Raw genomic sequence first — 24,254 nt, 5'->3', positions numbered from 1 at the left:
GTTCAGGCCGATGATCGTGCTTTCCAGTCCAACGGCACAGGGACCACCGTCCAGAACAGCGTCTATTCTACCGCTCAGGCCGTCCAGCACATGTTGGGCTGTCGTGGCGCTGATCCGTCCCGACGGATTGGCCGACGGGGCTGCGACTGGCCCGCCAAACGCGCGCAGAACTTGTTGCGCCGTGTCCAGCGCAGGCACGCGTAATGCGACGCTGCCCAGACCGGCAGTGACAAGGGACGACAGCCCGTGATCAGAGGCCAAAGGCAGCACCAAAGTCAGGGGGCCGGGCCAAAAAGCGGTTGCAAGAACCTCGGCCATATCAGACCAGACGCCATAGCGCCGGGCATCGTCCGCATCTGCCACATGGACGATCAGCGGGTTGAAGCTGGGTCTGCCCTTGGCGGCATAAATGCGTGCGACGGCCGCGCCATTACACGCGTCAGCGGCCAATCCATAGACCGTTTCCGTTGGGATCGCGACCAGTCCACCACTGCGTAAAAGGGTCGCGGCGCGGTCGATACCGGCCATATCAGGACGCAGAATTTCGGTCATCTCGGTCTTCATCACCTCTTTGACGCCGCGTTTCGGGTTGCGGCGGGATGGCTTGCACATCATTCTGACAAAAACCGCCCATGATTTTATACTTGGGCTTATCAGGTCGCTGTCCGGTTTGCCACGCGAACCCATGCGCTTAAAGGGGAAAACCATGCCATATCGTGCAGCCGTTGAAGACTATAACTTTTTGTTTGACCATGTCGTCAAGCTGGACGGTGTCCGCGGCACCGATAAATTCGAGGATGCTACGGATGACGTGACCCGCGCGATCCTCGAAGAGGCGGGCAAGCTGTGCAACGAGGTCCTTGCCCCCCTGCAACGCCCCGGTGATCTGGATCCGGCGCGGATGGAAAACGGTGTTGTGCGGACTTCGAAGGGGTATGCTGACGGGTTCAAGGCCATCGCGGACGGTGGCTGGATCGGGATCAGCGCCGATCCGGAATACGGCGGCATGGGCTTGCCCCTAAGCCTTGCCAGTGCGGTGAACGAGATGATGAGCGGCGCGTGTCTGTCGCTGCAACTGGCCCCGCTGATGGGCCAAGGCCAGATCGAAGCGCTGGAACACCACGCCAGCGACGCGATCAAAGAGCTGTATTTGCCCAAGCTGATTTCCGGTGAATGGACCGGAACGATGAACCTGACCGAACCGCAAGCGGGGTCAGACGTCGGCGCGCTGGCCTCAAAGGCCGAAGACAACGGCGACGGGACGTTCAGCATCTCGGGGCAGAAAATCTATATTACTTGGGGTGATAATGATTTTGCGGAAAACGTCTGCCATCTGGTGTTGGCGCGTCTGCCGGGGGCCCCTGCGGGGACCAAGGGGATCAGCCTGTTCCTTGTGCCAAAAATTCTGCCGAATGATGACGGGACACTGGGCAAGGCCAACAGCCTCAAGGTGGTGAGCCTTGAGCACAAGGTAGGCCTGCACGGATCGCCGACATGCGTGATGCAATATGACCGCGCAATCGGCTGGTTGGTGGGGCCCGAACAAGGCGGGATGGCCGCGATGTTTACCATGATGAACAACGCCCGTCTGGGGGTTGGTGAACAGGGCGTTGGCATTGCCGAAGGCGCGTATCAACACGCGCTGGCCTATGCACTCGACCGCAAACAGGGCAAGACCACAACCGTCGACGGCACTGGCAGCATCGTCGAACACGCCGATGTGCGCCGCATGCTGATGACGATGAAAGCAGACACCTTTGCCGCCCGCGCCATCGCGCTCAGCTGTGCTGTGGCGATCGATATGACCAACGCCACGGGCGAGGCCGACTGGAAATCCCGCGCCGCATTTTTGACCCCGATTGCCAAGGCCTTTTGCACGGACACCGGCATTGCCGTGTCTGATATGGGGGTACAGGTGCATGGCGGCATGGGCGTGATCGAAGAAACCGGCGCCGCGCAATATTGCCGCGACGTGCGGGTGACAGCGATTTACGAGGGTACCAACGGCATTCAGGCGATGGACCTTGTGGCGCGCAAGATGATGGATGGCGGCGAGGCTGCGAACCGCCTGCTCGATGAGATCGAAGCCGATGCCGAAGCTGCCCGGGAGGCATTCCCGAATATGGCCGACGCGGTTTGGCAGGCCTCGGAAACGCTGCGCGAGGCGACAGAATGGTTGGTGTCGCAGACCGATATGGACAACCGGTTCGCCGGGGCTGTGCCCTATCTAAAGGCATTCGCGCGGGTCTTGGGCGGTCATTTGCACCTCAAGGCGGCACTGGCCGACAAGGGCGGTGCCCGCGAAAAACTGGCGCGGTTTTATATTCTGCGCTTGCTGCCAGAACATGTCGGGCTTCTGGCCCACGCGCAGGCCGGCAAAGCCGATCTGTTTGCCATGTCCCCTGATGAACTGGCCCTTTGATGTTAGATAAAAAGCCCGTCGGCCTGCGTTATCCGTGGGAAACGCCGCCCGCCCATGACGCCGCAATCGAAGTCGCGCCCGGTGTCTTGTGGTTGCGCGTGCCGCTGCCGATGAAGCTGGATCATGTGAATGTCTATGCCTTTGATGAAGGCGACAGCTGGACCATCATAGACACCGGGTTTTCGTCTAAAAAGAGCAAGGCAATCTGGGCCGATCTGTTGGCAGGGCCCTTGGGGGGCAAACCCGTTTCAAGGGTTATCGTCACGCATCACCACCCCGATCACATCGGGTTGGCGGGCTGGTTTCAGACGGTCCACGGGGCCGAATTGGTCACAACCCGCACTGCTTGGCTGACCGCGCGGATGTTGACGCTGGACGCCCAAGTGGCACCTGCCGCCGAAACACTGGCGTTTTACAAACTGTCTGGCATGGACCGCGATTTGTACGACAAACGTGCCACTGAAAGGCCGTTCAATTTCTCGGACGTCGTCGACCCTTTGCCGCTGGGGTTCACGCGGATCAAACAAGGCGATCAGATCACCATCGGGGGCCGTGTTTTTGATGTGCATATGGGCAATGGCCACGCCCCCGAACACGCCACATTCTGGAGCCGTGATGACCACCTGGTGATTGCAGGCGATCAGATCCTGTCATCGATCAGCCCGAATGTCGGGGTTTACGCAACCGAACCTATGGCCGACCCCATCGGCGAATGGCTTGAGGCGTGCGAACGGCTGGCACCGATAGCGCGCGAAGATCATCTGGTGCTTGGCGGCCATAAATTGCCCTTTACCGGCTTGCCCACACGGATGCGTCAGTTGATCGACAATCACCACGGCGCGCTCAAGCGGTTGGTCAAGTTTATCGACACGCCAAAATCGGCCTCTGAATGCTTTCCAACCTTGTTCAAACGCAAGATCGGCGAGGGTGAATATGGCTTGGCTTTGGTTGAGGCGGTTGCGCATCTAAGCCATCTTTACCAAACCGGCCTTGCAACCCGCAGTTTGCGGGCCGAAGATGGGGCGTGGGTGTATCAGGCAAGGGACTGACATCATGGACAACCAGATCAAAACCGCTGCCGAAGCCGCCGAGGCCGACGCCCTGCCGCGTTTGCACGAGGTACATTCTGACCCGACGCAGCGCAATGCGGCGCAGCAGCCCGTGCCCAAATCCGTGACCGACACGCCCGTCACCAAGAAATCGCCGGCGCAATGGGCCTATGAACGGGTCGTTGTGTACCTCAAGAACTTCGAAGAACAGCTGGACAGCGAACACGAAGTCGCGATGGGGTTTGTGGGCGGCAACGCAGGGGTGCTGCGGATTGAAGGAATGGGGTATTTCGACCCGGATATTGTTACGTTTTATGGCGCTGACGGTGACGGCACGCGCATGCAGCTTGTCCAGCACGTCAGCCAGCTGAACGTGGCCTTGCGCGCATTGCCCAAGGCAACCGGCCCGGCACCTGCGAATCGCATCGGCTTTCGACTGATCCAAGACCTAGAGGCGGATCGGGCGGCGGCACCCCCGAAAACCGACAGTTCCCAAGATGCTTAAGTAAAAACACATCAGATCATGTTCTATCATATCGTGACATGACCGTGCGAATGCAGTAACCACATTTTCAAATCGCACGAACACCAAGACAAAGGATTGCGCAGATGGCCAAACACGAACACGGCTCGATGGATACAACATCGCAGGAAAAGACCTTTGACAGCTTCATGAACTGGGTCAAATGGTCCTGCATCGTGATCATCGGTATTCTTGTATTTATGGCGATTTTTGCGCGCTAAAGCGCCGCATCGTTTTTGTAGGGTAATTTTATGCGTATCTGGCAGGCAGTTGCTTGCGTTTGCTTTGTTGCGGCTTGTGCCAACGACACCGGGATCGATAGCACCGTATCCGAGGTAGCAGGCGCGGCGTATGCTGCTTCCGGTCCGAAAACACTGACATTGCTGACGATGGTCAACAACCGAAGCGGCAGTGGCGGTCATACGGCATTGATTGTGAACGGGTCGCAGCAGGTGATATTTGATCCTGCGGGATCATTCCGTGATCCGCGTGTGACAGAACGGGGTGATGTGCTATATGGAATGTCGCCAGCGTGGATACAGGCCTATAAATCCGCCCACGCCCGCAGCACATTTCATGTCGTCAGTCAGGAAATTACTGTTTCAGACGCGCAAGCCGAACAGGTTTTGAACCTTGTGATGGCTAACGGCCAAGTTCCGGGTGCCTATTGCGCGAACGCGACGTCGTCGCTGCTGCAAAAAGTGCAGGGGTTCGAGGAACTGGGCAAGACTTTCTATCCGGTCAAACTGTCAGAGAATTTCGCAAGCCTGCCAAATGTCACAACGACCAAATATTACGAAGACGATGACGGTGATGTCATCGACGCTGTGCGCGCTAAGCAATTAGTGCAGTAACCACAGCAATGCATAAAGCGTCGCCGCACCGCTGACGATTGCGAGCAGAACGTTTTTCGTGATGACGCCCACTGTCAGCGCCACAACGGCCGCCGCCAGTCTTGAAGGGTCGGTTTGACCGTTGGTCGCGGCAGGCCATAACACCTGCGGGGCCACCAGGGCAGGCAGAATCGCCACCGCCGTATAGCGCAGATGACGCAGCAGCCACGCCGGCATTTCGCGGTCGCCCACCAGCCCCGTAAAGACAAAGCGCAAGCCGAAACTGCCGATGCCAAGGCCGATGATCACAAACCAAAGTGTGCTTTTCTCAATAATCATAGGGTTGCCTTTGTTGCGCGGCGTGTCAGCCAGACTTCGGTTTGTGCCCCGGCGATCATTCCTGCAAGTCCCGCTAAAATCAGCCCCAGTGAATAGGGCACGCCTGCCGTCAGCAAGGCTGCGACCGACGCGACAAGGGCTGCGACCACATGGGCCGACGTGCGAAACATCGGTGCGATCATCGCCAGAAAGGTAATCGGCAGGGCGAAATCCAGCGCCCAGCTTTCTGGAATTTGCGCGCCCAGCAAGGCACCCAGCAGCGTGAACAGATACCACAGCGGCACAATCGGCGTGACGCAGCCAAAGAAATACGACATGCGCTGCGGGATCGTCATGTCCGGTTCTTTTTCATATTGCGCCATCGAACAGACATAGGACTGATCAACCGTCAGATAGGCCGCCAGCGCGCGCTGCCACAAAGGGGCCGCACCGATATAGGGGGTCAGGGACGCCGAATACATCGCCATGCGGAGGTTCACAGCAAGAGCGGAGGCCAGAACGATGGCCGTTGGCGCGTGTTCCTGCATCAACTGCAGGGCTGTGAATTGCGCTGCCCCTGCGATCACCACCACGGAAAAAGCCAGCGTTTCAAACACGCTAAGGCCTGCCTCGGTGGCCAGAATGCCAAACAGGGATGAGAACGGGATGATTACCAGAATAAATGGTGCCGCATCGGCGAGACCTTTGCGAAATGCCGATTTCGTGGTGGTGATGGCCATGCGTTGCCCCTAGATTACGAGGACATGCTTAACTGTCACCCAAGGGGGATGCAATTGTCCGTCAAGACCGACACCGACGCTTATTTGATCGCACCACAACCGGGGTTGGCGCGGCTGACCCGTGCCGTGGTGGGCCGCGATCACACCGGGGCCGAAACGACGATCAATGTAGTCGAGGAACGGCCGCTGACAATATTCCTGAACGCGCAGGAAATCGTGACCGCGATGACCATTGGCGACTATCCCGAATATCTTGCGTTGGGGTTTTTGCGCAATCAGGGCATGCTGCGCGACGGCGAGGAAATTACCGGCGTTGACTATGACGAAGAGCTTGAGGTCGTCGTGGTCCGCACCGCCCGCAAGACTGACTACGAAGACAAGATGCGCAAGAAAACCCGCACCAGTGGCTGTGCTGTCGGCACTGTTTTCGGCGACATGATGGAAGGGCTGGAGGGCGTGACCTTGCCTGTCACGCCTGTGCATACCTCATGGCTCTATGCGCTAAGCGCGCAGATCAACCGCACCCCCAGCCTGTACCTTGAGGCGGGTGCGATCCATGGAACTGTCCTGTGCCAAGGTGATAAGCCACTGGTTTACATGGAAGATGTCGGTCGCCACAACGCCGTCGACAAAATCGCGGGCTGGATGCTGTCGGAAGGTGTCAGCGCCGATGACAAGATCCTCTACACGACTGGCCGCCTGACCTCGGAAATGGTGATCAAGACCGCGATGATGGGCATTCCCGTGCTTGCGTCACGGTCTGGCTTTACCGCTTGGGGCGTCGAAATCGCCAATCAGGTCGGCCTGACACTGATTGGTCGGATGAAGGGAAAACGGTTCATCTGCCTTGCGGGCGAAGACCGTCTGGTGCGCGATGCAGACCCCGATCAAGTGATGGACGAACCGAAACGATCCGGCAGAAAGGGCTCCGCATGAAGCAACCTCTTGGAGTGATTTTGGCAGGCGGGCAGGCGACGCGCATGGGGGGTGGTGACAAGGGCATGCTGACCCTTGGCGGGCAGACGATTCTGAGCCATGTGGTTGAACGGTTGTTGCCTCAGGTCGCTGGGCTTGCCTTGAACGCCAATGGCGATGCGGCGCGGTTTGAGGCGTTGAATATGCCAGTGTTGCCCGACAGCATCGACGGGTTCGCGGGGCCTTTGGCGGGGGTTTTGGCGGGGCTTGATTGGGCAGCAGGGCAGGGGGCCGATACGATTGTGACCGCTGCCGCCGACACGCCGTTTTTTCCCGGTGATCTGGTGCCGCAATTGCTGCTGGCCAGCGAAGGGATGGACCATCCGCTGGTTTTGGCCGCGACGCCTGATGCCAAACGCGGCACGGCGCGCCACCCGACCTTTGGGCTGTGGCCGGTCGCCTTGCGCCACGATCTGCGCGCCGCCTTGCAAGGTGGTTTGCGCAAGGTCGTGTTGTGGACCCAAGCCCACCACGGCCGCGAGGCACTGTTCCCCGACGAGCAGTCATTCTTTAATATCAACACGCCCGAAGACCTGAGAACTGCGGAAGGGATGCTATGAAAATCTACGGCGTTGTCGGCTGGAAAAACGCAGGCAAGACCGGCCTGATGGAGCGGCTCGTGACCGAGATCACCGGGCGCGGCATCAGCGTCTCAACGGTGAAACATGCGCATCACAGCTTTGACGTGGATCACGCGGGCAAGGACAGCCATCGCCACCGGATCGCCGGCGCGCGCGAGGTGTTGTTGGCGTCGCGCAACCGCATTGCCCTCATGCACGAGCTGCGCGACGAAGACGAGCCAACGCTGGATGAACTTCTCAAGCGGCTGTCCCCGGTCGATCTGGTGTTGATCGAAGGATACAAGCGCGACGCTCACCCCAAGGTCGAGGCGCACAGGGCCGAGACGGGCAATGCCTTGATCGCGCCCGATGATTTGACGGTGCGCGCGGTGGCAAGTGACACGGCGATGGCGCTGGATAGGCCGGTTTTCGATCTGAACGACACCCGTGCGATCGCGGATTTCATCTTGGCCGAGGTCGGTCTGTGACATCCTTCGATACAATTGTGATGATAGATTGGTCCGGCGGAAATGACACGGGTGCCCGCCCGCGCAAAGATGCGATCTGGGCAGGCGTTTCGCGGTCAGGGCAATTAGAAGCGCCGGTTTATCTGCGCAACCGTATTGAAGCTGAAACCTGGATTGCTGCCCTCATCGACGCAGAAACGCAGGCGGGCCGCCGCATCCTCATCGGCTTTGACTTCCCCTTTGGCTACCCCGCAGGCTTTGCCGAGGCGGTGACCGGCGAACCGACTGTATTTACCCTATGGGATTGGTTCGAAGCCCGCGTCAAAGATACACCACAGGCAAATAACCGGTTCGATCTCGCTGGCGAATTGAACCTTGCGCTTGGCAGTGGGAACGGACCGTTTTGGGCCAATGGTCTGCCAAACCGCGATATTCCTGGCTTGCCGCGCACCAAAGCGGGCTACGATAACCCGTTTGCAGATCGCCGCCACGCCGAAACCCTTGCGAAAGGCGCGTTTACCTGTTGGCAAATGGCCGGGGCGGGTGCCGTGGGATCGCAAGTGTTCATGGGGTTGCCGGTGCTGTCACGGCTGCGCAAACGCTTTGCGGGGCAGGTGGCCGTCTGGCCGTTTGAAGCGTTGGACACGCCAGTTGCCTTTGTCGAAATATGGCCCTCTCTGACGGCAGGTCCGGCCCCCGATGGCATGATAAAAGATGCGTGGCAGGTGCAAGAGATCGCGCGCCAGATCGCGGCACTGGCCCCCGATGATCTGGCGCAGATGCTGGACGGTTACGCGCCCGAAGCCCGCGAAGAAGGTGCTATTTTTGGTCTGGGATTCGAAGATCGCCTGACATCGCTCGCCCCTTTGCGCAATGATTGCTTTGCGCTCCCGCCCGGTGTCCACTGGACCCCGGTGGAGGAGGCCTTGTCTCTGCTGCGCGAGAGGCTCTCTGCGGTCACAAAACCCGAGGACACCGCGCTTGATGCCGCTTTGGGGCGGGTGATGGCGCAGGATGTCACCGCGCGCCGGGCTAACCCGTCGCTGCCCAACACCGCCGTCGATGGATACGGATTTGCGGGTGGTCGTGGCGCGGGCCGCCATGTGCTGCCCATCGTGGCAGAGCGGGCTGCGGCAGGGGATGCCCCGGGAGCCGTGCCAACAGGCCATGCGATCCGCGTGTTGACAGGGGCCGCGCTGCCGCAGGGCGTCGACACGGTCGTTTTACAAGAAGACGTGCAGATCGACGGCGACAGCTTGCAGTTCACAGGCCCGATCAAGCAGGGATCAAACACCCGCAAAGCGGGCGAGGATGTCGTCGCAGGTCAGACCATTGTGACAGCCGGACGCAAGGTCACTGCCGCCGATCTGGCGCTTTTGGCGGCGACTGGGGTGTCGGTGCTGTCGGTGCGGCAACGTTTACGCGTCGGCGTGATCTCGACTGGCGACGAGATTGTGCAGCCCGGAGAAACCGCAGCCGACGGCCAGATATTCGATGCCAACCGTCCCATGCTTTTGGGCCTGATTGCGCAGTTGGGCCATACGCCAGTTGATCTGGGCCATGTGGGCGACGACCGCGCGGCATTGCGCGCACGGCTTGATGACGCTGGGGGGCAAGTCGACGCCATCCTGACCAGCGGCGGTGCCTCAGCAGGTGACGAAGACCACGTTTCGGCCTTGTTAAAGGAATCCGGTGCGCTGGCGCTGTGGCGGATCGCGGTCAAACCAGGGCGTCCGCTGGCCTTGGGGATGTGGCAGGGGGTGCCGGTCTTTGGCCTGCCGGGAAATCCGGTCGCGGCGATGGTCTGCACGTTAATTTTCGCACGGCCCGCGCTGGCGGTGCTGGCGGGACAAGAGTGGACGACCCCGCAAGGATTTGACGTGCCCGCCGCCTTTGAGAAACGCAAGAAACCGGGACGGCGGGAATATTTGCGCGCCCGTATGCGCGACGGTCACGCCGAGGTTTTTGCCTCGGAAGGGTCGGGCCGGATCAGTGGGCTAAGTTGGGCCGAGGGGCTGGTGGAGTTACCCGACGGCGGGCTGGACGTGCGTCCCGGTGATCCGGTGCGGTTTATTCCTTACGGGTCATTCGGGCTATGAAGGCCCTCCGACCCTCTGGCTTTTAGGATCGGGCCACAGGGGATTTCCCTGCGGCCTGATTCCCGCGTCGCCCTAAAGGCGCGCACCTGTTTCGCGGTCAAAGAAATGCGCCAGCTCTGGCTTGATGCCAAAGCCGATGGTTTCTCCCTTGGCGGCGAGGGGCGGTTTTTCAGTTTTGGCGATGAATTCCACACCAGTCTCTGTGATCAGGTGGACCAAAGCATATTCACCAAGGTTTTCGACCAGTTCCAAACGGCCCTCTACCACGGCGGCGGCACCTTCGGCGGGTACCAGATGTTCCGGGCGCAGGCCGGCATGTTGCGCCGCAGTCACGTCGCGGCCCAAGACGCTGGGGGCCGTGCTGGTCAGATCTGCAGCGGTAAAGAAATTCATCTTGGGGCTGCCGATAAATTGCGCAACAAAGGCATTCGCGGGACGCTCGTACAGTTCAATCGGGGCACCGACCTGTTCGATGCGGCCTGCGCGCAGCACCACGATTTTGTCAGCCAGTGTCATCGCCTCGACTTGATCATGGGTGACGTAAATCATCGTTGTCTTCAGGCGTTGGTGCAGGCGCGCGATCTCGAGGCGCGTTTGCACGCGCAGCGCGGCATCTAGGTTGGACAAAGGTTCATCGAAAAGGAACACTTTGGGGTCGCGTACAATCGCCCGGCCAATCGCGACGCGCTGGCGCTGACCACCCGACAGGTTGCGCGGGCTGCGATCAAGGTAGTCGGTGATCTGCAAAATCTCGGCTGCGGCTTGAACGCGGCGGTCGATTTCTGCCGGATCGGTTTTGGCCTGCTTCAGACCAAATGCCATGTTTTTATAGACCGTCATATGCGGATAAAGAGCGTAGGTCTGGAATACCATCGCCACGCCGCGCTTTGAGGCGGCAACATCGTTCACCTCAACATCACCGATCGCGACGGTCCCGTCCGAGATTTCTTCGAGGCCTGCGATCATCCGCAGCAAAGTGGATTTGCCACAGCCCGACGGGCCGACGAAAACAACGAATTCACCATCTTCGATATCAAGGTCAACGCCGTGCATTACTTCGGCTTCACCATATTTCTTGCGCACATTGCGCAGTGTTAGACCGGCCATTTGATTTCCAATTCTTTGATTTCATGTCGCAAGGTTTCGGCGAAGGCGGGATAGGTTTCAGGAAGGTCGCCCCAAAGCTGTTGGCTGGTCACGAATGCGTCGGACCCCAACATCGCATTCAGGTCGTCCCAACTGGGTTCAAGGTAGTCGAACGGGATTTTTCCGGCGGCAACATGGCGCGCAAACACATACCAACTGGCGATGCTGCGGATGGCATAGACGGGGACAAAACCCTGTTCAAAACATCCCGCGACCGTCGGGCGGATAAAGATCGGGAACTTGGCCATTCCATCCGCACAGATTCGCGCGACGGTGTCGCCAATGGCCTGATTGCCAAAGCGCCGTGCGATATCATCCAGATACGCCTCTTTCGAGAAAGGCAGATCAAGGGTGAGGGCAGGCAGCACTTCCTTGCCCTCGAAATTCTGGAAATGTTCATTCAGGTGGGGCACCCGCATCGCCGCGTCAAAGGTCGCAATACCTTCGAGGGCGGCCATATATGTCAGCGCCGTGTGGCCCCCGTTAAGCACCCTGATTTTGGTTTCCTCGTAGGGGTCAACATTGGGGGTGACAGTCACGCCCGCTTGGGTAAGGTCGGGCATCTCGGCGGCGGCGCTGTCTTGTAGGACCCATTGGATGAAATCCTCGGCCATCACCGGCGCGGTCACCTCTTGGCCCACTAGCGCGGAGAGCTCAGGGCCAAGGGCAGCAGGGCTGCGCGGTGTGATGCGGTCCACCATCGAGCAGGGGAAAGCCACATTTGCCGCGACCCATGCCGCAAGCGTTTGATCGCCACATGCCTCGAGATAGGCGAGCAGGGTACGGCGCAGCATCTTGCCGTTCTGGCGGATGTTGTCACAGCACGCGATGGTCAGCGGGCTGCCCGTGTTGGCCGCGCGCTGGCCAAGGGCAGCACGAAGATAACCGTAAACGCTGCGAGGGGCACCGCCCGCAATTTCGGACTGCAGTATTGGATCAGCAGGGTTCAGGTTGCCGTTGGGATCGGTGTAGTACCCGCTTTCGGTGACCGTGATCGTAACAAGATGCACGGTCGGCTTGGACAGCAACGCCTCTGCATCGGCGGGGGTCTCGCTCCAATCAGCGAAATCCACATGGGACCGCACGCGTCGCAGATCCACGTCGCCATCTGCCGAAAAGGATTTCAGGTAATAGCCGTCGTGGCGTGCGATATCTGCCTTGGCTACATCAAAATGGCCGGTCTCAGAGCCGCGCAAATTGACGGCTGCAATCCCCCACCGCAGATCGCCCGAGGCTTCCATATAATCGTCAAGATAGACCGCCTGATGCGCGCGGTGAAACGCGCCAAACCCCAGATGGACAACGCCGACCTGACAGGCAGAACGATCATATCGGGTCGCATGGATGGGGGGCTGCGCCGCTGGGGTCATGGCGTCTTCTCCATTTTCGGCGCAAGATCCTTGCGCGCGGTGTCACGATATTGCGAAGGGGTCATGCCCTTCACCTTGAGGAAATGCCTGTTGAAATTGGCAAGATTTTTGAACCCTGCTTCTTGTGAAATCATGGTGATCTGTTCGTCAGAAGCGTAGAGCATGCCGCAGGCTTCGCCGATGCGGATACGGTTCAGGAAATCGACAAAGCTATGCCCTGTCACGGTCTGGAAATTACGGCTAAAGGTAATCTCGGTCATGCCCGCCCGTTCCGCGGCTTGCCCGACGGAAAGCCCTTCGCTGAAATTCTTGACAATATAATCAACCACTTCAGCGATGCGCGCCTGCTTGCTGCCGCCTTCGGGCTGAATCAGCTTTGAGGCAGACAGGGTCTTTTTCTCGGCATGTTCATTTAGGCGAACAAGGCAGCGGATAAAGGCCAAGATACGTTCGGCCCCCTTGTTGTCGCGGATCGATTCCATATGGCCACGGGCAAAAGTCGGGTTGAACCCTTCAAAGATGATACCCGATTGGGCAAGCTGCAACAGTTGCAGGACCTGCGAAAATTCAGGGAAGCCTTCGGCAAGCTTTTCGACGCTCTGGTGGCTGAACTGCACTAGCATATCGCGCACCGGCGCAGGTTCTGACCAGACTTTATCCGTGATCCAGTTATGCGGGAGATTGGGACCCGTCAGGAACAGATCGCCGGGCTTGAAGTCACCGATATAGTCGCCAACAAAGGCCTTACCCCGCGTCGCGGTGATCAGGTGAAGCTCGTATTCCTCGTGGGCATGCCAACGGCACAAGTCACTTGGCCAGCCATGTTCAAGATAGCGGATGGACCGGGTGCTGCGGTCGACTTTTTCGATCTCGGGGATAATAATGGACATCTGATTACCTAAGCACGTTGCCGCCATCGACGCCGATGGTCTGGGCTGTCATATAGGCGGACTGGTCCGAGGCAAGGAAAACAGCCGCCCGCGCGACATCATCGGGCGCGCCCATATAACCAAGCGGTACGGCTTCGCCGACCTCGCGTTTTTTCTGGCCCGGCTCTTTGCCTTCGAACTTGGCGAAAAGCGCATCGACGGTCTTCCACATCGGCGTGTCGATCACGCCGGGGCTGATCGCGTTCACTCTGATTTTATGCGGTGCCAGTGCCAATGCACTGGATTGTGTATAGCTGATCACAGCCGCCTTGGTCGCGCAATAATGGGCGACCAAAGCTTCGCCTCGGTGGCCCGCCTGAGAGGCGAGGTTAATGATCGAACCGCGCTGGCCTTGGGCCACCATCGACTTGGCCGTCGCTTGCAAGATGGCGTAAAACGCACGGACGTTGACGCCGAACAGGCGGTCGAGTTGTTGCAAATCACCTTCGTCATCCAAGATGCTACCCATCCCGAAAAGAGCAGCATTGTTGAACAGGATATCCGGTTTGATCTGCGCAATCCAATCGCTGCAAGCCGTCAGATCAGCATTGTCCAACAGGTCGAACCTTTTGTAAGTTGCCGGGCCTTCAAAGCTGTCAGTAATGTCCGTGGCATAGACGGTGGCCCCAAGGGCCGCGAAATGGGCAACGGCACTGGCCCCGATGCCACCGGATGCACCGGTGACGAGGCAGGTTTTACCCGTCAGATCTGTAGGGGCAGCGTTAAAGGTCATTTTACGGCTCCGAATGTTAGGCCCTGAACCAGTTGTTTCTGGCAAAACCAGCCCAGAATGATGATGGGGGCAACTGCAGCTGTGGAGACGGCCGACAAACGGCCAAAGAACAGACCTTCGGGGGCGCGGTTGCCTTCGATCAGCTTGGACAGGGTGGCCGCGTCAATGGTGGTTAGGCGCACCGTCCAATAGGCCTCGTTCCAGCAGAAAATGAATGTCAGCAGCGCAGTGGATGCAATGCCACCCCATGCCAGCGGGATCAGAATATCCTTGATCTCGCCCCATGTGCTGACGCCGTCCATTTTGCCCGCTTCGATGATTTCTTTGGGGATCTCTTTGAAGTATGTGAAAAGCATCCAGATCACGATGGGCAGGTTGATCAGGCAAAGCACGATGATCACCAGAAAATGCGTGTCGAACACCTCAAGGAAATTCTTGGTCAAAAAGGTCATCGGATAGAGCACTGCGGCGGCGGGCAGCATCTTGGTCGACAACATCCACAGCAGGACGTCTTTGGTGTGGCGGCTGGGATCAAAGGCCATGGCGTAGGCCGCCGGAACGCCGACAACCAGCGCAAAAAGTGTGGCGAAGGTCGAGGTGATTACCGAATTGGTGGCAAAGCGCCAATAGTCATAATCCTTGGTCATATTGACATAGTTTTCAAGGGTGGGGGTAAAGACGAACAGGTTCTCGGGCTTGACCGCGTCGGCATCGGTTTTGAAGCTGGTGAAAACCATCCAGAAAATTGGAAAGAAAAAGATAAGGGCGACGGCCCAAGCCAACACTGGCCAGAAATAACTGCCAAAGCGCGAATGCTGCGTAACGGTTGCCATGATTTTGTCCCCTAATCCATCAAACTCTTACCAACCATGCGCAGCAAAAAGATCGCTACGATGTTGGCAAGGATTACGGCAAAGATGCCTGTGGCGCTTGCTGCACCGATGTTGTTCGATGTGAATTCGCCGATAAGATACGGCAGGTTCTTGTTCCCGTTGCCGCGGCTGACGATTTCAATTTCGGCGTAAAGCGACAGATGAAAGATCGACTGGATCATCACCACAATCGCAATCGGCCGGGCCAGATGCGGCACGGTAAGATTGCGGAATTTTGACCACGCATTGGCCCCGTCCAGCGTCGCTGCTTCCTTTTGGGATTCATCTTCGGACTGCAAAGAGGTCATAAAGATTAGAACGGCAAACGGCGTCCATTGCCACGTTACCATCATGATCACGGCATAGGCTGATGTCTGTGTGGCGCGGAAGGAAATCGGCTCAAGGTCTGGCCACATCGCAAAGAACTGGCCGATGACCGGGAAGGTCTGCAAGCCGTCTATGATGTTGTTCAGCCCGGCGACCGCCAACCCGTTCAAGCCCAGAACCGGATCAAGGATCATGTTGATCCACAGTACCGCGTTAACGGCTGGCATCACAAAGAACGGGGAAATCAGCAGAACGCGCACAATGCCGCGACCGGGGAAGGACCTGTTGATCAGAACGGCGATGGCCAGCCCTAAGACAACGGTCAGGATCAGGATGCTGCCAACAATCAAAAGACTGTTCTGGATCGCGAACCAAAAATCCTTGGTCTTGAACAGGACGTATTCGTAATTGCCCAGCCCACGCCAGTTGCTCAGGCTTGGTGTCATCCACTCGGGGCGGCGCGTGCTGTTCAGGACGTACCTGATGAAGGAAAAGTACAGCGTCATGCTGAGCGGCACCAACATCCAGAGAAGCAGCAGGACAACGGCGGGCGTTTGCAGCAAACGGGGGAGCGATCTATTGGACATGGCTCTGATAACCCTTGCAAGGCGGAAATTTCAGGGAGGGGTCAAGCGGCGGTCGGCGGATGTGCGACAGCTCTCTCGATGCTGACGGTCACGCGTTGACGCTTGGAAGTAGGGCCCGGCGAAATGGCACCGGGCCCTTGGCGGCAATCGCCGTGATTAGTAGTAGCCAGCTTCGGACATGATGTTGTCTGCTGCGGATTGCGCCGCTGCCAAGGCTTCATCAACCGATTTTGCGCCCGAAAGTGCAGCTGCGATTTCCTGTGCCACAGCGGAGCCCACTTCTGGGAATTCCGGGATCGCTGCGAATTGCACACCGACGTACGGCTTCAGGTCTGTGGCTTCTGGGGCCGCAGATTCGATTGCCGCCATTTCAGCTGCTGCAAAAGATGCGGCGGCTTGAAATTCGGGATAGGCATAGGTCGACGCGCGCGTTCCGGTTGGAACCTTGCCCCAGCCAAAGTCGGGGTGGTTTGCGACGGCCTGGATATATGCCTTGGAGGTTGCCCATTCGACAAAGTCATGCGCAGCCTCGGAATTTGGCGACCCGGTTGGCACAGCCATTGCCCATGCCCAAAGCCAGTTCGCCCCAACGGCGTTGCCTGCGTTTGGCGACTGCGCATATGCGACCCCGTCAACGGTCAGGAAGGATGCTGCGATCGTCGCATCAATCCACATGCCGCATTTGCCTTCGTTATAAAGCGCGAGGATCTCGTTGAAGGAGTTGCCTTCGGAGCCGGGAGGGCCGAATTCACCCAACAGATCAACGTAGAAGTTGATCGCTGCTTTCCATTCGTCGGATTCGAGGGTCGGACGCATGTCCTTGTCAAACCACGCGCCGCCATAGGAGTTCACGACGGTTGTCACGAACGCCATGTTATCGCCCCAGCCGGGCTTGCCGCGCAGACACACGCCATAAACGCCTGCATCCGGGTTATGGATCGCAGCGGCCGCAGTGCGCACGTTGTCCCATGAATCATTGTCGGCAATTGTGACGCCAGCAGCGTCGGTCAGGTCCTTGCGGTACATGACCATGGAGGATTCACCATAGAAAGGTGCCGCATACAGCGTACCTTCATGGGACAGGCCGTTGCGCATGGCAGGCAGCATATCGTCGATTTCGTATTCGGCACCGAATTCCAGTGGCTCGATCCAGCCTGCCGCGCCCCAGATGGGTGCTTCTTGCATGCCGATGTTGATGATATCGTATTGGCCGCCACCTGTGGCTGTATCCGATGTGACCTGCTCGCGCAGCACGCCTTCTTCCAGCGAAACCCAGTTCAGCTTGATGCCTGTGTCGGCGGTATAGGCTTCGGCAACGGACTGCATGTTGATCATGTGCCCGTTATTCACAATGGCGATGGTCAATTCTGCCGCGTGGCTATCGGCCATCGCAAACGATGCACCCGTAACACCAAGTGTCAGGCCGAGAGCCGTATTCCTAAAATATTTCATGACATTCCTCCCAGAAATCACAGATTCGAATGATCTGTTAACTTAAACTGTGCGAAATACCGAATTTGCGCAAATACAATACTGACAATAACGAATACGATTTCATCATTATCTTGCGCTGCCTGCAGGGCCAAACCTGTTTGGTTGCCAGTTATTTATCGGAATGCGCCGCGCGCGCCCCGCTTCAAGGCAAATTTCGGGCTACGATTGGGGCTTTGGGGGGGGGCTTGTGCCGCATGCCCTCAATTGTCGGAGTGACCTCTGAGGGCAGGGCGGCAGATATGCCTGTACCGTCTTGCTTAGATCAATCAAACGTGCCGGCGACGCGACCCAACAGCATGAACGCGCGGGCCGTGCGGGTGTCGGCGAGGGCGGATATCTCCCCGTCTGAGGCTTCGGCTTCGAACCCTGCAAAGGCGCGATCAAAGCGGCGCAAGAAGTGATGGGCAACATCGCGAAAGATCGGATCTTGCTTCATACGCGCGCCGGTCAATGCCAAGGACGACCGGTCACGAATGCCGCCCAGAGGCGCAATTGTGCGGCCGCGTGCCCCTTGGGCAAATTCGCGCCAGACTTCGGGGCGAGCGCGATCAGGACGCAGGTCATCCATGTAAATGCCGTCTTGGCTTAGAAGGGTCAGCACGTCTTGGGCAGCTTGTACCAACTGCGCCGCATTGCGGTCCTTGAGGGCCTTGCGCAAGGATGCAAAGCCGATCTCATCCTCGGCAGTTTCGGGGAAATTCACGGCGCGGATGAAATCATCATGTGACAAAGGCGGGGCCATGTCATCGGCTTGGGTTCCAAGGGCCAGCGTGGGTTGATCATCTGCCAGACGCGCGGCTTGCACAGGCGCGGCAGATCTGATGTTCGTCTCGCGGCGGGTCTGGAACGTGGCAAGCGTGGTTTCGGTTTTGCGCGCGGCGGCAGCAATTTCATCCAGTTTGCGCGTAACCGAGGCATCGCCGTCGTAATTGTGGCCTTGTTGCTGTGCGATATAGGCTTGGCGGATGGCGTCGATCGCGGCTTGAAGGCGGCTGCTTTCTTCGCGCATCACTCGGCTGGCGCGCGCGGCGGTGGCCGCGACCCAGATCATTGCGACGGGCATGAAGATCGCCAGCATGGTCATCAAAAAGCGTAAGCCTTGATCGCCCGAATCCGACGGTGGTGCCGAAGGTTGCAGCAAGAAAAACAGGGCAGACGCCAGCAGCCAAAGCGCGCTGAGCGCAATTGCAATAATCTCGATGCTAGAAATAGGGCTGTCGGTGGGCCTTGAATAAACACCAAAAGGTGTGGAACGCGCAGGGTTGCGCGCTACCTTTTTCTTGGACTGCCGTGGGTCTGATGAATCGCTCATGCCCTATTCCCAAGCTTATGCGTAGATGATCTTGAGAACCTCATAGGACTTGACACCCCCCGGCGTACGGACTTCGACGCTGTCGCCTTCTTCCTTGCCGATCAGGGCGCGCGCAATGGGGGATTTGATGTTCAGCAAACCTTTTTCGATATTTGCCTCGTATTCACCGACAATCTGATAGGTTTTTTCTTCGTCGGTGTCTTCGTCGACCAAAGTAACCTTGGCCCCGAACTTGATCGCGCCCGACATTTTGGACGGATCAATGACATCGGCCAGTGAAATCGCGCCTTCCAGCTCTTTCACACGCCCTTCGATGAAGGACTGTTTTTCCTTGGCTGAATGGTATTCGGCATTTTCCGACAGGTCGCCGTGTTCGCGGGCTTCGGCGATGGCGCGAATGATGGCAGGGCGTTCCACGGTTTTCAGGTGCTTCAGTTCTGTTTCCAAAGCAGTGTGACCGGCGCGGGTCATCGGGATTTTTTCCATGGGGGCGTCCACGCAATGAGGGCAGCAGCCCCGGACATTGTCCGAGGCTGCAACCGATTTGAATTGGTCCTTACCTGACCCAAACTGGCGCGTGATTGCAAGAGGGGATAGCATTCGCATGTGTCGAACTCCGCCGACGGCATTCAGACACCGCGCGGGAATGGCTGACGTGGCGATCGGTAACAATCTTGCCAATGGCCGCTCTGAAATGATGCAAACTGTCGGGCCGCTTCATTTTAACGTGGTGTTCTGATTGCAAAGGATGATGCAGCAGTTTAGCTAATTCAAAACCTGTTTTCTGCCCGAAAAGGAGCCCCGAATGGCCGAAGTTGAACGCGAAACAATGGAATATGACGTCGTTATCGTTGGCGCTGGTCCTGCGGGCCTGTCTGCAGCGATCCGTCTGAAACAGCTTGATGCCGATTGCAATGTCGTCGTGCTGGAAAAAGGGTCCGAAGTCGGCGCGCATATCCTTTCGGGTGCTGTGCTGGACCCGATCGGTCTGGACGCATTGATGCCGGATTGGAAAGAAAAAGGTGCCCCGATCAAGACCAAGGTCATTGAGGACAACTTTTACATGCTGGGTGAGGCGGGCAAACTGCGCGTGCCGAACTTTCCCATGCCACCGCTGATGAACAACCATGGGAATTACATTGTTTCCATGGCAAATGTCTGTCGTTGGATGGCCGAACAAGCCGAAGAAATGGGCGTCGAGATTTTCCCCGGCATGGCCTGTTCAGAGCTGGTTTACGGCGAAAACGGCGAAATCAAAGGCGTTGTTGCCGGTGAATTCGGCATCAGCCCTGACGGCACCAAGGGCGACAGCTATGAGCCGGGCATGGAGTTGCACGGCAAATACGTGTTCTTGTCCGAAGGTGTGCGCGGCAGCCTGTCCAAGCAGGTGATTGCAAAGTACGATCTGGATGCTGGCAAAGAACCACAGAAATACGGCCTTGGCATGAAAGAGATCTGGGAAATCGATCCCGCCAAGCACAAAGAAGGCACCGTGACCCACACCATGGGCTGGCCTTTGAACAAGAATGCCGGTGGTGGTTCGTTCATCTATCACATTGAAAACAATCAGGTCTATGTCGGCTTTGTTGTGCACTTGGGCTATAAAAATCCGCATGTTTTCCCTTACATGGAATTCCAGCGCTTCAAACATCACCCCATGGTCGCGGAACTGCTGAAAGGCGGAAAACGCGTCGCTTACGGCGCGCGCGCGATCACGGAAGGCGGCTATCAGTCGATGCCCAAGATGGTCGCTCCGGGGGTGGCCCTGCTGGGCTGTTCGGTGGGCATGGTCAACGTGCCGCGGATCAAGGGCAACCACAACGCGATGCTGTCCGGCAAAGCGGCAGCAGAGGCGGCATATGACGCAATCCAAGCAGGCCGGTCCGGTGACGAACTGACCACCTACGAAGACGATGTGCGCAGTGGCGAGATCGGCAAAGACCTGAAAAAAGTCCGCAATGTCAAGCCATTGTGGAGCAAATACGGCCTGATGACATCGCTAGCCGTAGGCGGGTTCGACATGTGGACCAACACAATGGGCTTTTCCCTGTTGGGCACGCTGGGCCACGGTAAATCCGACGCCGAAGCGACGGAAAAAGCGGCCGATCACAAAAAAATCGACTATCCCAAGCCGGACGGCAAGCTGAGCTTTGACCGCCTGACCAACGTGGCGTTTTCGTTCACGAACCACGACGAAAACCAGCCTGCGCATCTGACGTTGAAAGACGCATCCGTGCCGGTCGGTGTGAACCTGGCGCAATACGCAGGCCCGTCCGCACGCTATTGCCCCGCCGGTGTGTACGAATTCGTCGAGGAAGCAGGCAAAGACCCCCGCTTTGTGATAAACTTTCAGAACTGCGTGCATTGCAAAACCTGCGACATCAAAGATCCGTCGCAAAACATCGTCTGGACCACACCGCAGGGCGGGGACGGCCCGAACTATCCAAACATGTAGGCGGATCAATTCACGACGTTGGATTGTTGAAATTGTTAGAAAAGGCGCGCTGCGGTGCGCCTTTTTCTGTCTGTGTATCGTCTGCGCCTGCTGAATATTGCTCACTTCAGCGTGCGGCGCGGTGGTCGGCATTGCGCTTGGGGGGGAACCTGATAGCGTAATTGGCAAAATGACATGAGGCGCGCCAGTATGATCCGTAACCTTTTCCTATCCGCAAGCGTGATCGCGCTTGGCCTGACATCAGCGATGCCTGTCGCCGCGCAATCCATGTCCGGGTCCTATTTGGCGGGGCGACATGCCGCTGTGCGCAGCGATTTCGCCGAAGCGGCAAAATACTACGGTCAGGCTTTGGCGCGCGACACGCAAAACCCCGAGTTTCTGGAAAGCACGATTCTGGCCTATTTGTCCTTGGGCGATATCGCCAAGGCTCTCCCGCTCGCAGGGGTGCTTGAGGCAAGAAACCAGCGTTCTCAGGTGGCGTATCTGGTGCAGACCGCTGGCATGGCACAGGACGAAAACTTTGAAGGGCTGCTGGCCCAACCTGCCGATGAAGCGGGCATTGGCCCTTGGATCGACGGGCTGGTCAAAGCGTGGGCCCATATCGGTGCCGGCGATATGACGGCAGCAATCAAGCAGTTTGATGACCTAAGCCAGGAACCGGGCATGCAAGGCTATGTCTTGTATCACAAAGCCTTGGCGCTGGCATCGGTCGGTGACTACGAAGGGGCGGAGTCGATTTTTGCCGAGAACCTCGCCGGCAGCGCGGCACAAACCCGGCGTGGTGTGATCGCACGGGCTGAAATTCTGGGGCAGTTGGAACGCAAAGACGACGCGCTGTCCCTGATCACGGCAAGCTTTGGTGACACCACCGACCCCGAACTGGACGTGCTTGTGACCGCCCTACAAGGCAATGGTCCGGTCAGTTTCACCCATATTCAGAATGCCAAGGCCGGTATCGCCGAGGTGTTTTTTACCTTTGCTGCGGTGTTGCGGAATGAATCTGCGGGCGACTATTATGTGTTGCTTTATGCACGGGTCGCCCGTTTTTTACGTCCCGATCACATTGACGCCTTGCTGTTGACGGCTGACCTGTTGGAAAGCCTTGGGCAATATGATCTGGCGATCAAAGAATTGCAGGCCGTCCCCGCTGACGATCCCGCCTATCATGCTGCTGAACTGGGCCGTGCTGCGGCCTTGCGCCAATCCGATAAGCCCGATCAGGCGGTTGAAGTCTTACAACAACTGACCCGCAGCCATGGCGACTTGCCTGCTGTGCATTCCGCGTTGGGCGACGCGTTACGCGCGCAAGACGCTTGGGAAGCAGCGATCAAATCCTATGATCGTGCGGTCGAACTGACATCTGAAACCAACCCGCAGCGGTGGGTTTTGTTTTACGCGCGCGGCATCGCCGAAGAGCGCAGCGGTGACGGCGAAGGGGCGGAAAAAGACTTTCGCGCCGCACTTGAGATCAACCCAGAGCAGCCACAGGTCTTGAATTATCTGGGGTATTCACTGGTTGAGCAGGGCCGCAATCTGGACGAGGCGCTGAACATGATCGAACGCGCTGTCGCTGCCAGCCCGGATTCCGGCTACATCGTCGATTCATTGGGCTGGGTTCTATACCGGCTTGGCCGCTATGAAGAAGCCGTCGACCAGATGGAGCGTGCAGTCGAATTGATTGCGGTCGATCCGGTGGTGAATGACCATCTGGGCGACGTTTACTGGGCCGTAGGCCGAGAGCGCGAGGCTGAATTTCAGTGGCGTCGGGCGTTGTCTTTTGTTGATCCCGATGATGCCGATAGCGAGGCCGACCCAGACCGGATGCGCCGCAAGCTTGAGGCGGGGTTGGACGTCGTCCTGCAAGAAGAGGGTGCCGATCCATTGACCAAGGTTTCCGCTGGCAAATGACAACACACGGCGCGACGCTTGGTCTTGCGGCATCGGCACGTGCTTGGGCCAAGGTTAACCTGACGCTTCACGTCACGGGGCAGCGCAGTGATGGGTATCATCTGCTGGACAGTCTGGTGGTGCGTGTGGGTGTGGGCGATTTGCTTGTGGTCTCACCCTCTGATCAGTTCGAACTTTTCGTGGATGGCGCGTTTGCGGATGCGGCACCGCTGGACGGGCGTAACCTTGTGGTGCGCGCGGCGCGGTTGCTTGACAATGGGGTCGGGCGTGGCGCGCGGGTCACTCTGACCAAGGTGCTGCCCGCAGCCGCAGGGATCGGCGGCGGTTCTGCCGATGCGGCGACAACACTGCGCTTGCTTGCCGCGCATTGGGGGCTGCCCTTGCCCGACGACGTATCTGCTTTGGGGGCTGACGTGCCGGTGTGCCTGCATGACACCCCCCAACGGATGCGCGGCGTGGGCGAGGTGCTGACCGCAACCGGCCCCTTGCCGGCCTGTTGGCTGGTTCTGGTCAATCCCGGAAAGTCCGCAGCCACGCCTGAGGTTTTCAGCAGGCTTAAGACCAAGCTGAACCCGTCGATGCCCGAGGTTCTACCGGTTTTCGAGACCGCACCCGCATTTGCCGCTTGGCTCGGCATGCAGCGCAATGATCTTGAGGCAGCAGCCTTGCAAGTCGTGCCCGAGATCGCAGTCTGTCTTGATGCCCTGCAAGACGCGCTGTTGGCGCGGATGTCCGGGTCCGGGGCGACATGCTTTGGCCTGTACGAAAGCGCGGCTTTGGCAGACCATGCCGCCGCCCGGATTGCCAAGGCGCAGCCCGGTTGGTGGGTCGCCGCAGGCCCAGTCCTTAGTTGATCCGCGCCACAACGTAATCAGCAAGATCGCGCAACATTTCACGCATGTCGTGGTCGGGCAGGGCGTCCAACGCCTCTTTGGCACGGTCTGCCCATGCGACGGCGTCGGCCTGCGTCTGGCTCAGCGTGTCGTGCTTACGGAGCAATGCCAAGGCATGATCCAGATCGCCGTCTTGCTGGCGGCCCTTTTCGATGGTGCGGGTCCAGAAAGCGTGTTCTTCCGCATCGGCCTTGGCAATGGCTTTGATCACCGGCAAGGTCAGCTTGCGTTCGCGGAAATCG

General features: G+C 58.3%; 24 protein-coding genes and 1 pseudogene. 12 read left to right on the top strand and 13 right to left on the bottom strand.

Annotated features, from left to right (window positions below; all coding sequences use genetic code 11):
* Window positions 1–552 (bottom strand): L-threonylcarbamoyladenylate synthase (locus ABYT07_RS08035; RefSeq protein WP_372990693.1); only part of this gene is annotated, 552 nt, incomplete at its 3' end.
* A 154-nt stretch (window positions 553–706) separates the two neighbouring features.
* Between ABYT07_RS08035 and ABYT07_RS08030 the strand changes: the two genes are divergently transcribed.
* The 5 genes from ABYT07_RS08030 (at window position 707) to ABYT07_RS08010 (ending at window position 4,848) form a co-directional block, all read left to right on the top strand.
* Complete coding sequence (locus ABYT07_RS08030) at window positions 707–2,422, top strand: acyl-CoA dehydrogenase (protein WP_372990689.1); 1,716 nt, start codon at window positions 707–709, stop codon at window positions 2,420–2,422.
* Complete coding sequence (locus tag ABYT07_RS08025) at window positions 2,422–3,471, top strand: MBL fold metallo-hydrolase (protein WP_372990687.1); 1,050 nt, start codon at window positions 2,422–2,424, stop codon at window positions 3,469–3,471. The genes ABYT07_RS08030 and ABYT07_RS08025 overlap by 1 nt, the downstream gene beginning before the upstream one ends.
* A 4-nt stretch (window positions 3,472–3,475) precedes the next feature.
* Window positions 3,476–3,976, top strand: a complete 501-nt coding sequence (locus tag ABYT07_RS08020) for a DUF6173 family protein (protein ID WP_372990685.1) — start codon at window positions 3,476–3,478, stop codon at window positions 3,974–3,976.
* A gap of 104 nt (window positions 3,977–4,080) precedes the next feature.
* The gene (locus ABYT07_RS08015) at window positions 4,081–4,215 is read left to right on the top strand and encodes an aa3-type cytochrome c oxidase subunit IV (protein ID WP_372990684.1); all 135 of its coding nucleotides are present in this window, start codon (window positions 4,081–4,083) and stop codon (window positions 4,213–4,215) included.
* Between the two features lie 30 nt (window positions 4,216–4,245).
* Window positions 4,246–4,848 (top strand): hypothetical protein, encoded by a 603-nt coding sequence (locus ABYT07_RS08010; RefSeq protein WP_372990682.1) that lies wholly within the window; start codon window positions 4,246–4,248, stop codon window positions 4,846–4,848.
* Here the strand turns inward: ABYT07_RS08010 and ABYT07_RS08005 are convergent.
* Entirely contained in the window at window positions 4,837–5,166 is a 330-nt protein-coding gene (locus tag ABYT07_RS08005; RefSeq protein ID WP_372990681.1) for an AzlD domain-containing protein, read from the bottom strand. The two genes, ABYT07_RS08010 and ABYT07_RS08005, sit on opposite strands and share 12 nt — an antisense overlap.
* Window positions 5,163–5,885: an AzlC family ABC transporter permease gene (locus ABYT07_RS08000; RefSeq protein WP_372990679.1), complete on the bottom strand. Its 723-nt coding sequence runs from the start codon at window positions 5,883–5,885 to the stop codon at window positions 5,163–5,165. Before ABYT07_RS08000 ends, ABYT07_RS08005 begins: the two co-directional genes overlap by 4 nt.
* 48 nt (window positions 5,886–5,933) lie before the next feature.
* On the opposite strand from ABYT07_RS08000, the gene ABYT07_RS07995 reads away from it, so the two are divergent.
* From ABYT07_RS07995 to glp, 4 genes are read left to right on the top strand one after another with little or no spacing between them, the layout of a single operon-like run.
* Window positions 5,934–6,821, top strand: a complete 888-nt coding sequence (locus ABYT07_RS07995) for a formate dehydrogenase accessory sulfurtransferase FdhD (protein WP_372990677.1) — start codon at window positions 5,934–5,936, stop codon at window positions 6,819–6,821.
* A complete protein-coding gene (mobA, locus tag ABYT07_RS07990) occupies window positions 6,818–7,420 on the top strand; it encodes a molybdenum cofactor guanylyltransferase MobA (RefSeq protein ID WP_372990676.1) in 603 nt (200 codons plus the stop codon). The genes ABYT07_RS07995 and mobA overlap by 4 nt, the downstream gene beginning before the upstream one ends.
* On the top strand, window positions 7,417–7,908 hold the full coding sequence (mobB, locus tag ABYT07_RS07985) for a molybdopterin-guanine dinucleotide biosynthesis protein B (RefSeq protein WP_372990674.1): 492 nt from the start codon (window positions 7,417–7,419) through the stop codon (window positions 7,906–7,908). Before mobA ends, mobB begins: the two co-directional genes overlap by 4 nt.
* A gap of 20 nt (window positions 7,909–7,928) precedes the next feature.
* A complete protein-coding gene (gene glp / locus ABYT07_RS07980; protein WP_372990691.1) occupies window positions 7,929–9,986 on the top strand; it encodes a gephyrin-like molybdotransferase Glp in 2,058 nt (685 codons plus the stop codon).
* Between the two features lie 72 nt (window positions 9,987–10,058).
* On the opposite strand, the gene ABYT07_RS07975 is transcribed toward glp, so the two are convergent.
* The 9 genes from ABYT07_RS07975 to greA form a co-directional block, all read right to left on the bottom strand.
* Entirely contained in the window at window positions 10,059–11,093 is a 1,035-nt protein-coding gene (locus ABYT07_RS07975; RefSeq protein WP_372990673.1) for an ABC transporter ATP-binding protein, read from the bottom strand.
* Window positions 11,081–12,502: a mannitol dehydrogenase family protein gene (locus tag ABYT07_RS07970; protein ID WP_372990671.1), complete on the bottom strand. Its 1,422-nt coding sequence runs from the start codon at window positions 12,500–12,502 to the stop codon at window positions 11,081–11,083. The genes ABYT07_RS07975 and ABYT07_RS07970 overlap by 13 nt, the downstream gene beginning before the upstream one ends.
* On the bottom strand, window positions 12,499–13,392 hold the full coding sequence (locus ABYT07_RS07965) for a helix-turn-helix domain-containing protein (RefSeq protein WP_372990670.1): 894 nt from the start codon (window positions 13,390–13,392) through the stop codon (window positions 12,499–12,501). The genes ABYT07_RS07970 and ABYT07_RS07965 overlap by 4 nt, the downstream gene beginning before the upstream one ends.
* Window positions 13,393–13,396: 4 nt before the next feature.
* Window positions 13,397–14,164 carry an SDR family oxidoreductase gene (locus tag ABYT07_RS07960; protein WP_372990668.1) on the bottom strand — a complete coding sequence of 256 codons (768 nt, stop codon included), beginning with the start codon at window positions 14,162–14,164 and terminating at the stop codon, window positions 13,397–13,399.
* Window positions 14,161–14,997: a carbohydrate ABC transporter permease gene (locus ABYT07_RS07955; RefSeq protein ID WP_372990666.1), complete on the bottom strand. Its 837-nt coding sequence runs from the start codon at window positions 14,995–14,997 to the stop codon at window positions 14,161–14,163. Before ABYT07_RS07955 ends, ABYT07_RS07960 begins: the two co-directional genes overlap by 4 nt.
* Window positions 14,998–15,008: 11 nt before the next feature.
* Window positions 15,009–15,950: a carbohydrate ABC transporter permease gene (locus ABYT07_RS07950; protein WP_372990665.1), complete on the bottom strand. Its 942-nt coding sequence runs from the start codon at window positions 15,948–15,950 to the stop codon at window positions 15,009–15,011.
* Window positions 15,951–16,106: 156 nt separating this feature from the next.
* Window positions 16,107–17,402, bottom strand: a complete 1,296-nt coding sequence (locus ABYT07_RS07945; RefSeq protein ID WP_372990663.1) for a sugar ABC transporter substrate-binding protein — start codon at window positions 17,400–17,402, stop codon at window positions 16,107–16,109.
* A 304-nt stretch (window positions 17,403–17,706) separates the two neighbouring features.
* Window positions 17,707–18,756, bottom strand: coding sequence for a hypothetical protein (locus ABYT07_RS07940; protein ID WP_372990661.1), 1,050 nt, complete (start codon window positions 18,754–18,756; stop codon window positions 17,707–17,709).
* 15 nt (window positions 18,757–18,771) lie between these two features.
* Entirely contained in the window at window positions 18,772–19,242 is a 471-nt protein-coding gene (gene greA, locus ABYT07_RS07935; RefSeq protein WP_372990659.1) for a transcription elongation factor GreA, read from the bottom strand.
* Window positions 19,243–19,561: 319 nt separating this feature from the next.
* Between greA and ABYT07_RS07930 the strand changes: the two genes are divergently transcribed.
* From ABYT07_RS07930 to ABYT07_RS07920, 3 genes are all read left to right on the top strand, one after another.
* Window positions 19,562–21,211 carry a 4Fe-4S dicluster domain-containing protein gene (locus ABYT07_RS07930; protein ID WP_372990657.1) on the top strand — a complete coding sequence of 550 codons (1,650 nt, stop codon included), beginning with the start codon at window positions 19,562–19,564 and terminating at the stop codon, window positions 21,209–21,211.
* 189 nt (window positions 21,212–21,400) lie between these two features.
* Window positions 21,401–23,119: a tetratricopeptide repeat protein gene (locus tag ABYT07_RS07925; RefSeq protein ID WP_372990655.1), complete on the top strand. Its 1,719-nt coding sequence runs from the start codon at window positions 21,401–21,403 to the stop codon at window positions 23,117–23,119.
* Window positions 23,116–23,973, top strand: a complete 858-nt coding sequence (locus ABYT07_RS07920) for a 4-(cytidine 5'-diphospho)-2-C-methyl-D-erythritol kinase (RefSeq protein WP_372990654.1) — start codon at window positions 23,116–23,118, stop codon at window positions 23,971–23,973. Before ABYT07_RS07925 ends, ABYT07_RS07920 begins: the two co-directional genes overlap by 4 nt.
* On the opposite strand, the pseudogene ABYT07_RS07915 reads toward ABYT07_RS07920, so the two are convergent.
* Window positions 23,966–24,254: pseudogene (locus ABYT07_RS07915) on the bottom strand (polyprenyl synthetase family protein); the annotation flags it as partial. The gene ABYT07_RS07920 and the pseudogene ABYT07_RS07915 sit on opposite strands and share 8 nt — an antisense overlap.

Origin of the sequence: Sulfitobacter sp., from assembly GCF_041552635.1 — a bacterium.
GTDB lineage: Bacteria > Pseudomonadota > Alphaproteobacteria > Rhodobacterales > Rhodobacteraceae > Sulfitobacter.
Note: the sequence above shows the minus strand (reverse complement) of the source record. Positions and strands in the feature narration are given on the sequence as shown.

Coding starts and splice junctions, on each gene's coding strand:
- ABYT07_RS08005 (WP_372990681.1), bottom strand. CDS start 5,166: ATGATTATTGAGAAAAGCACACTTTGGTTTGTGATCATCGGCCTTGGC.
- ABYT07_RS07975 (WP_372990673.1), bottom strand. CDS start 11,093: ATGGCCGGTCTAACACTGCGCAATGTGCGCAAGAAATATGGTGAAGCC.
- ABYT07_RS07945 (WP_372990663.1), bottom strand. CDS start 17,402: ATGAAATATTTTAGGAATACGGCTCTCGGCCTGACACTTGGTGTTACG.
- ABYT07_RS08020 (WP_372990685.1), top strand. CDS start 3,476: ATGGACAACCAGATCAAAACCGCTGCCGAAGCCGCCGAGGCCGACGCC.
- ABYT07_RS07960 (WP_372990668.1), bottom strand. CDS start 14,164: ATGACCTTTAACGCTGCCCCTACAGATCTGACGGGTAAAACCTGCCTC.
- ABYT07_RS08030 (WP_372990689.1), top strand. CDS start 707: ATGCCATATCGTGCAGCCGTTGAAGACTATAACTTTTTGTTTGACCAT.
- glp (WP_372990691.1), top strand. CDS start 7,929: ATGATAGATTGGTCCGGCGGAAATGACACGGGTGCCCGCCCGCGCAAA.
- mobA (WP_372990676.1), top strand. CDS start 6,818: ATGAAGCAACCTCTTGGAGTGATTTTGGCAGGCGGGCAGGCGACGCGC.
- greA (WP_372990659.1), bottom strand. CDS start 19,242: ATGGAAAAAATCCCGATGACCCGCGCCGGTCACACTGCTTTGGAAACA.
- mobB (WP_372990674.1), top strand. CDS start 7,417: ATGAAAATCTACGGCGTTGTCGGCTGGAAAAACGCAGGCAAGACCGGC.
- ABYT07_RS07920 (WP_372990654.1), top strand. CDS start 23,116: ATGACAACACACGGCGCGACGCTTGGTCTTGCGGCATCGGCACGTGCT.
- ABYT07_RS08025 (WP_372990687.1), top strand. CDS start 2,422: ATGTTAGATAAAAAGCCCGTCGGCCTGCGTTATCCGTGGGAAACGCCG.
- ABYT07_RS07950 (WP_372990665.1), bottom strand. CDS start 15,950: ATGTCCAATAGATCGCTCCCCCGTTTGCTGCAAACGCCCGCCGTTGTC.
- ABYT07_RS07965 (WP_372990670.1), bottom strand. CDS start 13,392: ATGTCCATTATTATCCCCGAGATCGAAAAAGTCGACCGCAGCACCCGG.
- ABYT07_RS07995 (WP_372990677.1), top strand. CDS start 5,934: ATGCAATTGTCCGTCAAGACCGACACCGACGCTTATTTGATCGCACCA.
- ABYT07_RS08000 (WP_372990679.1), bottom strand. CDS start 5,885: ATGGCCATCACCACCACGAAATCGGCATTTCGCAAAGGTCTCGCCGAT.
- ABYT07_RS07970 (WP_372990671.1), bottom strand. CDS start 12,502: ATGACCCCAGCGGCGCAGCCCCCCATCCATGCGACCCGATATGATCGT.
- ABYT07_RS07940 (WP_372990661.1), bottom strand. CDS start 18,756: ATGAGCGATTCATCAGACCCACGGCAGTCCAAGAAAAAGGTAGCGCGC.
- ABYT07_RS08010 (WP_372990682.1), top strand. CDS start 4,246: ATGCGTATCTGGCAGGCAGTTGCTTGCGTTTGCTTTGTTGCGGCTTGT.
- ABYT07_RS07925 (WP_372990655.1), top strand. CDS start 21,401: ATGATCCGTAACCTTTTCCTATCCGCAAGCGTGATCGCGCTTGGCCTG.
- ABYT07_RS07930 (WP_372990657.1), top strand. CDS start 19,562: ATGGCCGAAGTTGAACGCGAAACAATGGAATATGACGTCGTTATCGTT.
- ABYT07_RS07955 (WP_372990666.1), bottom strand. CDS start 14,997: ATGGCAACCGTTACGCAGCATTCGCGCTTTGGCAGTTATTTCTGGCCA.
- ABYT07_RS08015 (WP_372990684.1), top strand. CDS start 4,081: ATGGCCAAACACGAACACGGCTCGATGGATACAACATCGCAGGAAAAG.